We start from the raw sequence: 14019 nt of genomic DNA, 5'->3' as shown, positions 1-14019 counted from the left end.
GATGACGGATAAAGGAGGGAGTTTCGTGGGAAAACGCATGTTGTACACCTTGGCCACCATGACGGGAACGGCCGTCGGTGTCGGCGCATCGGCCGTTGGCCTCCTCCGCCACCAGGCAGGCGCGCTCCGCAAGGCATTCGACGATGACGCACAGCGCACATATTCCACCTTCGCCGAGGCGGTCGCTCCCCCACGCGGCTACGATGACGATGATTCCGCCGCGCTGGCGATCATCGGCGACTCCTGGCTCTGCGGAATCGATGTCGACGACCCAGCGCTGGCTCCTCCGAAACTCATCGCCCGGGGGCTTGGCCGCATCCTCGGCACCACCGTTCGCGTCCAATCAACTGCACGACCCTCAACCCTGTCCGAGGATCTGCCGCGCCAAGTCGATGAGATTCTGCGCTCCGCCTGGCTCTCGCGGCAACTCTCCGATTCCTGGACTGAACAGCGTCGATTCGCGATCATCTCCATCGGTACCGGCGACATCATCCACCCGATTCACGGCACCATCGGCATCCCCGTGCTCAACCAGGCGATCAATCGACTCCAGAGGGAGGGCAGGTACACGGTATTCGTCCTGGTCTGCCCGAACCTCGGCGGCCTTCCGGGCCTGCGGGATCCACTCAAGACCTCCTTGCGACGGACTTCGCGTGTGCTCGCCGGTTCACAGTGGCTGGCCGCTCTGGCTGCTCGCGCCACCCCGTTGCGGGCCACCGGTTCGCTAAGTGGGACCACGCGAAAATCATTGCTCAATGAATCCGGGCGCTTCCCCAGCACCCTGGGCTATGCCCAGTTGTCCTCGACCGTTCTCGCAGCGATCGCCGATCGAATCGAGGCCCCCATCGAAGTCGATCGCAGCCTCGACATACCGGAAAAGGGCGAAGCCGCCCGCAGGCCCGCCCCTGTACCGCAGTCGGAGACGGAACCTGAGACAGACCCCTGCCCTGCCCTCGCAACTGAGGTAGCCCCGTGATCCCTGTCGTCCTGGCCTCACAGTCCCCGGCCCGCCGACAGGTCCTCACCGCATCGGGAATCGACCCGATCATCATCGTCTCCGAAGTCGACGAGCCCGCCATCGAAGCAACCTTCGAGGGCACCGTTGCAGATCTCACCACGGCACTGTCCGAGGCGAAGTCGCGTGCCGTCGTCGACCGTGTGCTCGCCTCCCCTCCGGCACAGCTGGCCACCGCGGATACGGTGGTGATCATTGCCGGGGATTCGCTGCTCGAGCATGATGGCCAAGCGATCGGCAAACCTGGAACAGCCGAACATACACGCGAGGTGTGGGCGGTCATTGCAGGGGAATGGACCGCTCTGCACTCGGGGCACACGCTCGCCGTGCTCAAACGCGCGGACACGTCGGCAGCGAACTTCGAACTCGTCGACATCCGCTCGAAGCGATCGACGACCTCGGTGCTCATCGGCGAACCCACTCCTGAAGAGCTCGAAGCATACATCGCGACCGAGGAGCCCTTCCACGTGGCCGGTGCACTGACCATCGACGGGTACGGCGGAGCATTTGTCGAACGACTTGTAGGCGACCATCTAACCGTCCTCGGTCTCAGCCTCCCTGTGGTCCGTGATTTGGTTCGCGACGCGGGCCTGTTCTGGCCCGATCTGTGGTTACCACGGGCGTAGAATCGCTGAGAGCACACGGACACGCCCGAAGTCATGTAAGTTTTCGGCCGAAGTTTTTAGCTCTCACCTACAAAAGCTTGGCGTCGATCTCTAAATTGTTCTGTGATCATACAAAGGAGCGCCATGACCACAGTTCTCCCCGAACAGTCGACTGCACCGTTGCACACCCGCGTCCCCACAGCTGCTGTGCGCCGCGTCCTCATCGCCAATCGCGGTGAGATCGCACTGCGCATCATCCGGGCGGCCCACGACCTCGGCGTCAAAGCCATCGCCGTCTATACCCGCGCCGACTCGGACGCTGACTTTGTGCAACTGGCCGACGACGCATGGCTCCTAGAAGGAGCCGGTCCTGGGGAGACCTATCTCGACATCGGCAAGATCCTTGCCCTGGCCAAACGCTCAGGCGCCGATGCAATCCACCCCGGCTACGGCTATCTGGCGGAGAACGCACTGTTCGCTCAGGCCGTGATTGACGCCGGCCTGACCTGGATCGGTCCTCCCCCGTCCGCGATCGAGCTCCTTGGTGACAAGTCCGGTGCTCGCGAAGTCGCCGAGGCCGTCTCTGCTCCGGTCGCCCCCGGTTCCGACGGCGCCGTCGCAGATCTGACAGAGGCCGCCGAGGTGGCCCAGCGGATCGGTTATCCAGTCGTCATCAAGGCAGTGAATGGCGGCGGCGGGCGTGGATTTCGCGCCTGTGCCGCAGCTGAACACCTCGAGACCGCCTACTCTGCAGCCACCCGTGAGGCACTCAGCGCCTTCGGTCGCGGAGAATGCCTCGTCGAGAAGCAGATAGTGCGCCCGCGCCACATCGAGACCCAGTGCCTCGCCGATGCCCACGGCAACGTGCACGTCCTCTCCACCCGCGACTGCACGCTGCAGCGCCGGAATCAGAAGATCGTCGAGGAAGCCCCAGCACCGTTCCTCACCTCCGCTCAAGAAGGACTCATCACCGAAGCCTCCATCCGCGTTCTCGCCCATGTCGGCTATGTAGGTGCGGCCACATGCGAATTCCTTTTGGGCACGGACGGCACGATCATCTTCATGGAGGCCAACGCGCGGATCCAGGTCGAGCACACCGTGACAGAAGAGGTCACGGGAGTCGACCTCGTCGCCTGGCAGCTGCGCATCGCCTCGGGAGAGCACCTGCCGGAGGCGTTCCCGCCGGTCCGCGGTCACTCGATCCAGTTTCGAATCAATGCCGAAGACCCCACGACGTATTTCCCCGCCACAGGTATGGTGAAGAACCACCGGGCTCCGGCCGGGCCAGGCGTGCGCCTGGACTCAGGCATCGGCGAAGGCAGCATCGTGGGCACCGACTTCGATCCGATGCTGGCCAAACTCATCATCACTGGAGCCGACAGGAAGCAGGCGTTGGCGCGCGCTCGACGCGCCTTGGACGAGTACCGCATCGAGGGTGTATCGACTCTGCTTCCCCTCCACCGCGTCCTCGTCGCCCAGAAGGCCTTCGCCCAAGACTTCGAGGTTTGGACCAATTGGCTCGAAACCACTTTCGTCAATCCACTCACCGACCCGCAACCAGGAGATCAGATGAGCACAGCAACCGACAGTTTCAGTGTTGTGGTCGAGGTCGATGGCCGTCGGATGACCGTCTCGGTCCCCAAGGACGTCATCGCCGACCTCGGGCATGTCCCCAGCCCGAGTGTGCCGCGCCGCAAACGCGGCCTCAGCCGCAAGGGAGCTCAGCTGGCCGACGATTCGAACTCGCTCAACGCACCCATGCAGGGCACGATCGTGTCCGTGACCGTCGCTGCCGGTGACACGGTCGAAGCCGGCGACACACTGGCCGTGATCGAGGCGATGAAGATGGAGCAGCCGCTCAAGGCCGGTCATTCCGGAACCGTCGCCGAGGTGCTCGTCGACTCCGGCGTCTCGGTGAAGTCCGGCGAGCCGATCATCCGTTTCGCCGCCTGAGTCGGCCCTTCGCCGCCTGAGTCGGCTTCAGGAGAGCAGATCCCTGATCTGTGTCTCGATGTAATCGGATTCGGCATCATTCCCCGGGCAGTCCAGTGCCCTCCTGAAGGCCGCCCGTGCATGTTCGAGCTTGCCCAACTCCCTGAAGGTGAGAGCCCGTGCGATGTGGAACGGGCGATATCCGTCCAGCCCTGGTTCCGCGGCCAAATCCTCGAGCGGATGATGTCGAGCGCTCGATTCTTCGCAGCCGTCATCAGCCATGCCTGTGGATTCTGCGGGATACCCCGCTTGGTCCACGTTTCCAAGGCGCGCACCATTGCCTCTTGGAGGACGTCGGCGGCTAGGTCGAGATCATGAAATTTTGCTGCCAGAGCTGCAAGCAGTCGCCCACGGTCCTCGACATCGATTCTGTGGAGGATCCGGGCGACCGTCGACTGCTCGGCATTGCCTGCAGAGAACATCAGTAGTCGGCGAGAGGCCGTATCTCGATGTGTCCCAGAGTGGAGGCCGGGCTCTTCTCTGCCCACGCGATCGCCTCGTCAATACCGGCGACGTTGATGATGTAGCTACCGCCGACGAAGTCGCCGCCTTCTGCGAACGGTCCTGACGTAATTACAGTTTCAGCGGACCCAGTACTGACTCGCACACCAGTGTCGGGACCTTCAAGGGAGAAGCCTCCGACAACGATGCCCGCCGCGTTGATCTCCTCGTCGAAGGCCATGAACTCGCTGGGATCAGGTCCCTCATCCGCACCGCATTCGGCATCGGCGACGTTTCCCATGAGCAGAAGTGCATACTTCATTTCTCTCTCCCTACATCAAATGCGCGCCGGCATCTGCCGGGCACGTCAAGCGAAGGCGTCTGACACCCTACTGACGGGTGAAGGATCCCGATATCGACAGCTCGGAGAGAGAGAAGTCTTCTATAGGTGGCGGTGCAGCCGCCGTGATGCCTCGGTCAGGGATCCGCTCACCGACGGGTACACGACGAACGAGGCGGAGAGCTGATCGACTGTCAGACGGTTCTCCACGGCCATGGTGATCGGCAGGATGAGCTCACTGGCACGAGGACCGACGATGACTCCGCCCAGAATCGAACCCGAACCTCGGCGGGCGAAGAGCTTGACGAAGCCGTCCTTGATGCCCAGCATCTTAGCGCGAGGATTCGTGTCCAGAGGCAGCATCACCGTATCGATGTCCGTCGAGTTCTCCCGATAGTCGGACTGGGTGAAGCCGACGGTTGCGATCTCAGGGGCCGTGAACACGTTTGATGCCACGTGACGAAGCTTCAGCGGCTGCACGGCATCGCCGAGCGCATGGAACATCGCAATCCGCCCCTGCATCGCGGCCACGGACGCCAGGGGAAACACGCCGGTGCAGTCACCTGCCGCGTAGACGCCGGAGCGGGAGGTGCGCGAGACACCGTCGACCTTGATATGACCGGACTCCTTGACCTTGACCTTCGCGGCAGTCAGACCCAGGTTTTCGGTGTTCGGGATGGAACCGACCGCCATCAGACAGTGTGAGCCTTCGACCCGGCGTCCATCGGACAGGGTCACCTCCACACCGGTCTCGGTGCGCTTGACCGAATCGGCACGCGACCGGGAGAGGACGTTCATCCCCTTATTGCGGAAGACGAACTCCAACACGTCGGCGGCGTCCTCGTCCTGACCTGGCAGAACCTTCTCACGGGAGGAGACCAGAGTGACCTTCGTTCCCAGCGCACGGTAGGCGGATGCGAACTCAGCACCGGTGACACCGGAACCGACGACGATGAGGTGTTCGGGCAGCTCATCGAGGCCGTAGAGCTGTGTCCATGTCAGGATTCGTTCCCCGTCCGGCTTCGCCGAGTCGAGTTCACGAGGATGAGAGCCCACCGACAGGAGGATCGTCGACGCCTCGAGGGTGTACTCCGTACCGCCGTCCTCGACGACATCGACGTGGTCACGGTCAGCCAGGGTCGCAGTCCCCTGGATCACCTTGACGCCGGAGCGGATGAGACCTTCGTAGATGTCGTTGGCCTGAGCGTCGGCCAGGGACAGAATGCGCTTGTTGACGGCCTTGAGGTCCGCGGTGACCGTATCGCCGTCATCGCCCTCGCCGCCGTTGATACGGATGCCCATGCTCTCCGAGCGGCCGATCTCTTCCATCATCTCGGCCGTGGCAATGAGTGATTTCGACGGTACGACGTCGGTGATGACGGCGGCCCCACCACAACGGTTGCGCTCGATGAGCATCACATCCGCGCCCAATTGGGCGGCGACCAGTGCGGCCTCGTATCCGCCCGGGCCACCACCGATGATGACGACTCGATCTGCAGTGGATTCAAATTCAGTGTTCACAGTGCAATTCTCTCAAATAGTGGACGACAGGGCGAATGGGCGCTGCGGTTCTGAAAACGACTGCGAAACAGGATCGAAAAGGCCATTCGATGCATCTGCGGCTTCCAGACGCCTCAGAGCCGGAGACACCTCAGAGCCCATCGACGATTTCGGCAGTTTCCCGATGGAGCGCCGACAGACGCAGGTACGACTGCGCGTTCTGGCGTACCTTCGCCACACCTTCGTCCGTCATCTCCCGACGCACCTTGGCCGGGACTCCTGCCACCAGCGACCGGGGCGCGATCTCGGTGCCCTCGAGGACGATCGCACCTGCGGCGACAAGTGACTCGGAGCCCACGTGGGCATCGTTGAGGACGGTGGCGTGCATGCCGATGAGGACGTCGTCGTCAACCACTGCCCCATGAACTAGAGCCTGATGGCCGATGGAGACTCGCGAACCGATGACGACGGGTTTGCCCTCATCAGTGTGCATGACCGTGTTGTCCTGCACGTTCGAGTCTTCGCCGATTGTGATCGGGGCGGCTTCTGCGCGAAGCACGCAGCCGTAGAAGATGCTGGCACCCTTCTTCACCCTCACATCCCCGACCAGGGTGGCACCGGCGGCGATGAACGCACCGGGATCGACCTGAGGGGTGTGCCCACCAACCGAGATGATGCGGGCATGGGACAGATTGTCCGTTGTCATGAGTCCTCCACTGGTTCAGGTTGCGATTCGGTTCTCGTATTCGACTGAGTCGGCGGCGATGTGGGCTTGCCGCGGAGATGACAAGTCGCTTCATCGCCAGTCTAACCGTGAACCTGCCGCACCTCTCAGGAAGAATCCATCACGATGTCGTCGTTGCCTGGTGCCACGAGAAGGAAGCGAAGCGGCCGAATTTGCATCAAGGGGCCCATAGCAGGACAATGAGGAAAATATTTGTCAGAAATTTCACACTGCATTACCCTTGTGTGCCCAAAACGGTTATGTGAACCTTGGGTAAGAGAGTTGCGCGCCTGGAATCTAGGTGTCGTACACCGCGTTCACTTAATTCGTCGAAAGGTCACCATGGATTGGCGACACCGTGCAGCATGCCTCAATGAGGATCCGGAACTGTTCTTCCCGATCGGAAACACCGGTCCCGCCCTGCTACAGATCGAAGAGGCTAAGACTGTATGCCGCCGCTGTGAAGTAGTCGAGACCTGCCTGCAGTGGGCCCTCGAATCCGGTCAGGATGCTGGCGTCTGGGGTGGCCTCAGCGAGGATGAGCGCCGTGCGCTCAAACGTCGCGCCGCACGTGCCCGCCGCGCTGGCTGAGGCCTTCAGCGACTAGAGACAGTCGGTCGCAATTTGAGTCCCTTGCTCGGAATACGAGATCTTCGCATTTCGAGCAAGGGACTCAATCGTGTCCGCGCATGTCCGTGCTCCTTGGAACACAGCACACTCTTCATTCCGCAGCGCACCATTCGTGCCGCAGTGCGCCAACCATACCGCCGCATGCTCCAACGGCGACGGTGCAGAATCAGTCGTAGGAGTCGGTGCGCAGCGGCACGTCGAGGATCGCCACGGTTCCGCCGCCTTCACGCTCCTGCCATTGGATCGAGCCCGCCAGGTCGGCAGATACCAGTGTCTTGACGATCTGCGTTCCCAGCCCGTTGCCAGGATTGTGGTCCTCCCCCAGTCCTACGCCGTCGTCGGCGATAGTGACGTGCAGATGATCGCCCTCGTGCTCCGGCGTCACCCAGACATGACCGGTGAGCGTTTCGCCCGGGGCCAGCTTCTCCTGCTCCGAAACCGGGAACCCGTGTTCGATGGCATTGGTGATGAGCTCGGTGATCGCCAGCGCCAAAGAGGTAGCGTCAGCTGAGGAGATGGTGCCGAAGCTGCCGCAGCGTTTGAGGCTGACCTGAACCAGTGGGCTCGTCAGCTCGGGAGTCAGGCGCAGTCCCTTGTCCACGACCTCGTCGAAGTCCACCTCCGACTCGACCCCCTGGCTGAGCACGTCATGAACGACGGCGATGATCGAGACTCGGCGCATCGCCTCCGTCAGAGCACCCTTCGCCTCCGGACTGTCGATCCGACGCGTCTGCAGTCGGAGCAGTGCCGAAACGGTCTGCAGATTGTTCTTGACCCGATGGTGCATCTCTTTGATCATCGCATCGCGTGAAAGCAGTTCGCGCTTGCGTCGTCTGATCTCTGATACATCCCGGGCAAGGACGATCGCTCCGGTCCGAGTGCCGTCATCGGTCAGCGGCAGCGCCCGCAGGGACACACTCGTGCGACCGACCTCGAGCTCGGTCCGCCAGGGGGCACGACCGGTGAGCACGAGCGGCAGAGTCTCATCGACCTGCCGCAGCTCTGCGCTCAGACTCGAGACCACCTCGGCGAGGTAATCCCCTTCGATCTCACCGTTGTGCCCCAGACGGTGCATGAGTGAGACTGCGTTCGGGGACGCGTACTGGACGTGGGAGTCACGATCAAGGATGAAGATTCCGTCGCCGACACGTGGTTCGCCGTGCCGAGCGCCGCTGGGAGCCTCTCGGTCAGGGAAAGCACCCTGCGCGATCATGGTCAGCAACGACATTGCCGACTGACGGTAGAACTTCTCGAGGCGCGACGAGCCCCGACGCCGGACCTCTTCTGAGTACCGGACCATGATGGCGATCGTCATTCCCTCACGGACGAGAGGCACCGCCTCGGCGGAGACTTCAGTGTCGTCGGTGCCGGCGTTGACACCCATGGGTTTCGCCTGGGCCACCTTCGTCACCAGCTCGCGTGAACTTGCTGCCCTGTCCAGGAGTTCACGCTCGAGTCCGGTGGCTCGGGCCCCGATGAGATCGCGATTGAACATGGTCGCACCGGTGGTCGGACGCGAGTGCGCCACCACTGTGTAGGAGCCGCTGGCCGAGGGTACCCACAGGACGAGATCGGCGAAGGACAGATCGGCGATGAGCTGCCAGTCCCCCACCAATAGGTGGATGTGTTCGACATCAGTTTCGTCGGTGATGCCTTCGGCGGCCAGGAGTTCGTTGAGCACTGTGTTCTTCTTCCGGATGGGCAACGGCACAGGCCGATGATGGCGGCACAGACGCCGACAGACCCGCAGGCTCCAAGCCCGCGAAGTCCGTCGACGTCAGCAATGATCTGACGCTATCACTGATCTGCAGCGGTCACGGCTCAGACGGCCTGCTCCGATTCCCATGCCGAGGAACGGACGACACCGCGCATCATGCGCAGCAGCACCGACAGCGGTGCCTGGGTGACGGTTTCGAGTCCCAGGATCGTCTCGGTCGTATCCAGCACCCGTGCGGCCACGGTGTCGTTGCGTTCGAGCCATTCGGCTAGGCGCTGGCCAGCACGCTCATCCGGAGTCCCGGAGATCGGCGAGCCCGTCGCGGCGAGGACCGTTCCGACCACCGAGAGGATGGCCGAGTAGAAGTCATCGCGCAATGAGCCGCGGGCCAGTGCCGACCACCGATCACTGCGGTCGAGGTTGCCGATGAGTGTCAGCAGCTGCGAACCGGAGAACTTGTCGTTGACGGCGTAGTACACCTCGGCGACATCCTCCGCGGATTCGTTCGTCCGACCCGCCAACTGAGCGACGTCGAGGAGGACGAACTCGTCGAGCAGGGCTGCCGCGCGCCACGCGAGTTCGGTCGGCACGCCTTCATCGATGTATCCCTGCGCCGTGGTCCTCATGCTCTCGGCGTCGAAACCGTCGACGAGGTCTGGTACTCGGCCCCGCAGAGCCTCGACGACGTTGCCGTACTTCTCAATGCCGGAATCGACGTCGAGGGTGTCTGGTGCCTGCTGCACCAACCAGCGCGAGGACCGTTCGAGCAGACGCACATAGGCGTGCTGGAGCTGGACCTGAACCTCGGTTGACACCTTGTTGTCGAGTGCGCACACCGCTTCGAAGAAGTCATCGAGTCCGAAGATCTCGGAGACGACGACGAAGACACGAGCGATCTGCGGCACTGAAGCGGGAGTCTCTTCCAGCATCCGGTAGACGTAGGTGAGTCCACCGCGGTCGATCATCCGGTTGACGAGCTTGGCTGTCGCAATCTCCCGGTGCAGGGGGTGCTCCGGGATGAGCTCCCCGTACTTCTCGACAAGGGAATCGGGGAAGTAGGAGGTCAGTTCCCGCTTCATCCACTCCTCATCGGGAACCAGGCTGTCCAGGATCTCATCGGCGGCATGCATCTTGGCGTAGGCGAGGAGAACCGCCAGCTCCGGGGAGACATAGGAGCTGAACTCGCGTTTGGTCAGGTCCTGCGCATCGGGAAGGAACTCAACCTGACGATCGAGATCGGCGTTCTTCTCCAGATAGCTGAGCATCCGGCCATAGGTGCCTGACATCGATTCGGTCTGTGCCCGTGCCTCACCGAGGACCACATTCTGGGCGTAGTTGTTGGCCAACACCCGATCGGCGACATCGTCGGTGAAGGACAGCAGGACGCGTTCGCGATCCTCAGCGGCGAAGGCGCCCTTGTGGAGCAGAGTGCGCAGGAGCAGCTTGATGTTGACTTCGTGGTCGGAGCTGTCCACGCCTGCCGAGTTGTCGACGGCGTCGGTGTTGATGGCAACGCCATTCAGTGCCGCTTCGACACGTCCAAGTTGAGTCACACCGAGGTTGCCGCCTTCTCCGACGACCCGGCTGCGCACATCGCGGCCGTCGATGCGGATGGGGTCATTGGCCTTGTCCCCAACATCGCCATGGCTCTCGTCCGAGGACTTGATGTAGGTGCCGATGCCGCCGTTGTAGACGAGATCGACGGGTGCCTTGAGAATCTGCGACATCAGCTCGGCGGGGCTGCGCTTGCCGGGCTCGAGGCCCAGAACTGCTGCGGCCTCGGGGCTGAGGTCAACGGACTTCGCCGATCGGGGGAAGACTCCGCCGCCGGTGGAGATGAGCTCCCGGTCGTAGTCCTGCCAGCTTGAGCGCGGCAGATCGAAGAGACGCTGGCGTTCGACGAAGCTGCGTGCCGCGTCGGGATTGGGATCAAGGAAGATGTCCCGATGGTCGAAGGCCGCAACGAGACGGATGTGCTCGCTGCGCAGCATGCCGTTGCCGAAGACGTCACCGCTCATGTCCCCGATCCCCACAACAGTGAAGTCATCGGCCGCGGTGTTGACACCGAGTTCGCGGAAGTGCCGTTCGACGGACTTCCATGCACCGCGGGAGGTGATGGCCATCTTCTTGTGGTCATAGCCGACCGATCCGCCGGAGGCGAATGCGTCGCCGAGCCAGAAGCCGCGCCGTTCGGCGATGGCGTTGGCCACATCCGAGAAGCGTGCGGTGCCCTTATCGGCAGCGACGACGAGATAGTAGTCATCGCCGTCGTGTCGGACCACGCGCTCCGGGCGGACGACCTCTTGGGCGCCGTCGGCGCCGTAGACCAGATTGTCAGCGACCTCGAGGAGGCTTTCGATGAAGACCTCGTAGGCGGCTTGGCCAGCGGCCATCCACGCATCGCGGTTGCTCATCGGGGGCAGCTGCTTGGGGAAGAAACCGCCCTTGGCGCCGGTCGGGACGATGAGCGCGTTCTTCACCATCTGAGCCTTGACCAGCCCGAGGACCTCGGTGCGGAAGTCGTCTCGACGATCGGACCACCGCAGGCCGCCACGGGCCACCGTGCCGAAGCGCAGGTGCACGCCTTCGACCTGAGGCGAGTACACCCACATCTCCAATGCCGGTTTGGGCTTGGGCACGAAGCTGAGTTCGTTGGCAAGGATCTTGAGCACGAGTGCCGTCGGCAGTTCGCCGGTCTCGTCGAGGAAGTAGTTCGTCCTCACAGTGGCGCGCAGCAGCTCGAGAGAAGAGCGCAGGACCCGGTCCGCGTCGAGGCTGGCGACATCGCTGAGTGCCGACTCAATCGACTCGTTGAGTTCGGTCATCCTGTCTTCGCGTCCGGAGTCGTCAGCGGAGGGATCGAACTTCGCGAAGAAGTAGTCCACCAGGAGCCGTGAGATGTCCGGATTGTCGCTGTAGACCTCGCCGACGTAGGCGTCGGAGTAGGTGAAACCGGCCTGACGCAGGTATTTGCCCAGTGCGCGGATGATCGTCACGTGCTTCCAGTGCATACCGCAGACGACGAGGCGGTCGAAGACTCCGGCTTCCTTCTTGCCCTCCCAACCGGCGATGAAAGCATCGGAGATCCGTTCACAGTCAGCATCGTCGAGGTCTTCGGGGAAGGTGAGCCCGAAGTCGTAGATGTAGCGGTGCGATCCGTCGAGGAGGTCCAGCTCATGGGGACGTTCGTCGAGAACGGTCGCTCCGAAGGCAGTGAGGAACGGCAACACCTCCGACAACCCGACACGTTCATCGCGGTAGAGGGCCAGACGCACCGGGGCATCCGTGGAGTCCTCGGGGCGGTAGAGGCGCACGGCAGGTCCGTCACCGTCTTCGAGGGCCTCGAACCGTGCGACGTCGGCGATTGCATCGGCGGGAGAATGGTGTTCTTCGTAGCTGGGTGGGAAGGCCTTCGACCACCGGTTGGCGCGAGCGACCGAACTGTCGTTGTCGCCTCGCTCTGTGGGGGCAAGGAATGCGTGGACGTCTTCGGACCAGGAGCGTACGGCGCCGACGATTCGCTTCTCCACAGTCTGTGGGTCGATCTGCGGCAGTTCGACGTCACGAGCGACGCGGGCCACAAAGTGAATGCGGGCCAATGCGGATTCGGTCAGCAGCACATCGAAGTCGACGCTCTCAGCGTGGTAGAACTTACGCAGCACCTCCTGGACCCGCATGCGCGCCGACGTGTCGTAGAGATCGCGGGGCAGGTAGAGGATGACTGAGACGAACCGCTGGTAGGGGTCACGGCGGACGAAGACCCGTGATTGGCGACGCTCCTGCATGTCCACGATCTGCATGACGACCTCGAAGATCGTCGCGGTCTCGTCGTGCAGAAGGTCATCGCGCGGGTAGGTCTCGAGGACGCCGAGGAGCTCATTCGCCGAATGGGAGCCGGCGGGGAATCCGCTGGCGGAGAGGATCTTGCGCACCTTGCGGTTGATCACCGGGATGTTGAGAACGCTGTCGTTGTAGAACTCAGGCTTGAAGACACCGACGAAGCGGCGCTCACCGACGATCTCACCCGCCGAGTCGAAGGTCTTGACCCCGATGTAGTCCATGAAGGACCTGCGGATCACGTGTGAACGTGAGTTCGCCTTCGTCAGCACCAGCACATGCGGTTCAAGGGCCTTGTCGGCAACGGCCCGGCTCAGAGGAGATTTCACCAGCGGCCGCAGTGCGGAGATGCCCAGGGACGTGTGCTCAATCGGCTCGAGGCTGCTCTGGCTCTCATCGTGAGAGTAGTCGTATTCGCGGTATCCGAGGAAGGTGAAGTGGCCGTCAAGCCAGTTGAGCAGCTCCGCGGCTGCCTCGGCTTCGGAAGCCAGTTCTGAACGTGGAGGCTGCGCCTGCAGTTCCTTCGCAATGTCCTTGGCCCGGATCGCCATGGCGCTGGCATCGGTGGCAGCGGCCGAAACGTAGTCGAGAACGCTGCGCAGCTGGTCCTCGAGCCCGGCAAGGTCCTCTTCCGGAAGTCGATCGATCTCGAGGCGAATCCAGGACTGCTGCTGCGGAAGGACGGATCCGCTCGCCTCGGCGGATTCGGATATGAGCGGGATGCCAGCGGTATCGGCGGAGACCGCTGGGGCCTCGGCCCGGGACAGTACGGACAGGTCGGAGCCCAGTCCTTCGACGGCGATGATGGGGTGGTGGACCATACGGATCGCACGACCACTGGCCGCCAGATCGCTGACGATCGAGGAGACAAGGTGGGGCATGTCGGTCAGGACCATGGCGATGACAGTGTGGTTGTCTCGGAACTCGGGCGAGTCGACGTCAGGGTTGTAGATCGAGATCGCCGGTGATCTGCCGTCGTACTCAAGCCCTAGTGCGTAATGCGAGGCGGCCGCCGCGGCCAACGCCTCTGTCCCTGCTTCGGAAGTGCCGGGTTCGAGGCGCGGATAGTACGCCTCGATGAAGTTCTCCGGCGCACCTTGTCCCCTCTGCTTCCTCCACTCTTCTGCAATGTCCGAATATGAGACCTGAGACACCATGTCACCTCTATGATCAGCGCGCAAAATTTACTGCGGTTCGACATCAAACCGCCTTCACCCA

10 protein-coding genes and 1 pseudogene are annotated in these 14019 nt (G+C 62.7%); 4 read left to right on the top strand and 7 right to left on the bottom strand.

Going from position 1 to position 14019, the window contains the following annotated elements:
• Positions 1-25 precede the first annotated feature (25 nt).
• From AAFP32_RS06245 to AAFP32_RS06235, 3 genes are all read left to right on the top strand, one after another.
• Complete coding sequence (locus AAFP32_RS06245; protein ID WP_350271080.1) at positions 26-976, top strand: SGNH/GDSL hydrolase family protein; 951 nt, start codon at positions 26-28, stop codon at positions 974-976.
• The gene (locus AAFP32_RS06240; protein ID WP_350271079.1) at positions 973-1641 is read left to right on the top strand and encodes a Maf family protein; all 669 of its coding nucleotides are present in this window, start codon (positions 973-975) and stop codon (positions 1639-1641) included. Before AAFP32_RS06245 ends, AAFP32_RS06240 begins: the two co-directional genes overlap by 4 nt.
• A gap of 123 nt (positions 1642-1764) precedes the next feature.
• Positions 1765-3573, top strand: a complete 1809-nt coding sequence (locus AAFP32_RS06235) for an acetyl/propionyl/methylcrotonyl-CoA carboxylase subunit alpha (RefSeq protein ID WP_350271078.1) — start codon at positions 1765-1767, stop codon at positions 3571-3573.
• Between the two features lie 27 nt (positions 3574-3600).
• On the opposite strand, the gene AAFP32_RS06230 is transcribed toward AAFP32_RS06235, so the two are convergent.
• The 5 genes and pseudogenes from AAFP32_RS06230 to AAFP32_RS06210 form a co-directional block, all read right to left on the bottom strand.
• Positions 3601-3834 (bottom strand): hypothetical protein, encoded by a 234-nt coding sequence (locus AAFP32_RS06230; RefSeq protein ID WP_350271522.1) that lies wholly within the window; start codon positions 3832-3834, stop codon positions 3601-3603.
• Positions 3835-3842: 8 nt separating this feature from the next.
• Positions 3843-4034 (bottom strand): annotated as a pseudogene (locus tag AAFP32_RS06225) (RNA polymerase sigma factor); the annotation flags it as partial.
• Positions 4034-4375, bottom strand: a complete 342-nt coding sequence (locus AAFP32_RS06220; RefSeq protein WP_350271077.1) for a YciI family protein — start codon at positions 4373-4375, stop codon at positions 4034-4036. The gene AAFP32_RS06220 and the pseudogene AAFP32_RS06225, both read right to left, overlap by 1 nt.
• A gap of 120 nt (positions 4376-4495) precedes the next feature.
• Positions 4496-5914, bottom strand: a complete 1419-nt coding sequence (locus AAFP32_RS06215) for an NAD(P)H-quinone dehydrogenase (RefSeq protein WP_350271076.1) — start codon at positions 5912-5914, stop codon at positions 4496-4498.
• A gap of 130 nt (positions 5915-6044) precedes the next feature.
• Positions 6045-6599 (bottom strand): gamma carbonic anhydrase family protein, encoded by a 555-nt coding sequence (locus tag AAFP32_RS06210; RefSeq protein WP_350271075.1) that lies wholly within the window; start codon positions 6597-6599, stop codon positions 6045-6047.
• Between the two features lie 360 nt (positions 6600-6959).
• Between AAFP32_RS06210 and AAFP32_RS06205 the strand changes: the two genes are divergently transcribed.
• A complete protein-coding gene (locus tag AAFP32_RS06205) occupies positions 6960-7208 on the top strand; it encodes a WhiB family transcriptional regulator (RefSeq protein WP_009884680.1) in 249 nt (82 codons plus the stop codon).
• 205 nt (positions 7209-7413) lie between these two features.
• On the opposite strand, the gene AAFP32_RS06200 is transcribed toward AAFP32_RS06205, so the two are convergent.
• Together AAFP32_RS06200 and AAFP32_RS06195 are read right to left on the bottom strand one after the other, a co-directional pair.
• Positions 7414-8928, bottom strand: coding sequence for a PAS domain-containing sensor histidine kinase (locus tag AAFP32_RS06200; protein ID WP_350271458.1), 1515 nt, complete (start codon positions 8926-8928; stop codon positions 7414-7416).
• Positions 8929-9068: 140 nt separating this feature from the next.
• Complete coding sequence (locus tag AAFP32_RS06195; protein ID WP_350271074.1) at positions 9069-13958, bottom strand: NAD-glutamate dehydrogenase; 4890 nt, start codon at positions 13956-13958, stop codon at positions 9069-9071.
• Positions 13959-14019 lie beyond the last annotated feature (61 nt).

Source organism: Brevibacterium sp. CBA3109, from assembly GCF_040256645.1.
Lineage (GTDB): Bacteria > Actinomycetota > Actinomycetes > Actinomycetales > Brevibacteriaceae > Brevibacterium > Brevibacterium koreense.
Note: the sequence above shows the minus strand (reverse complement) of the source record. Positions and strands in the feature narration are given on the sequence as shown.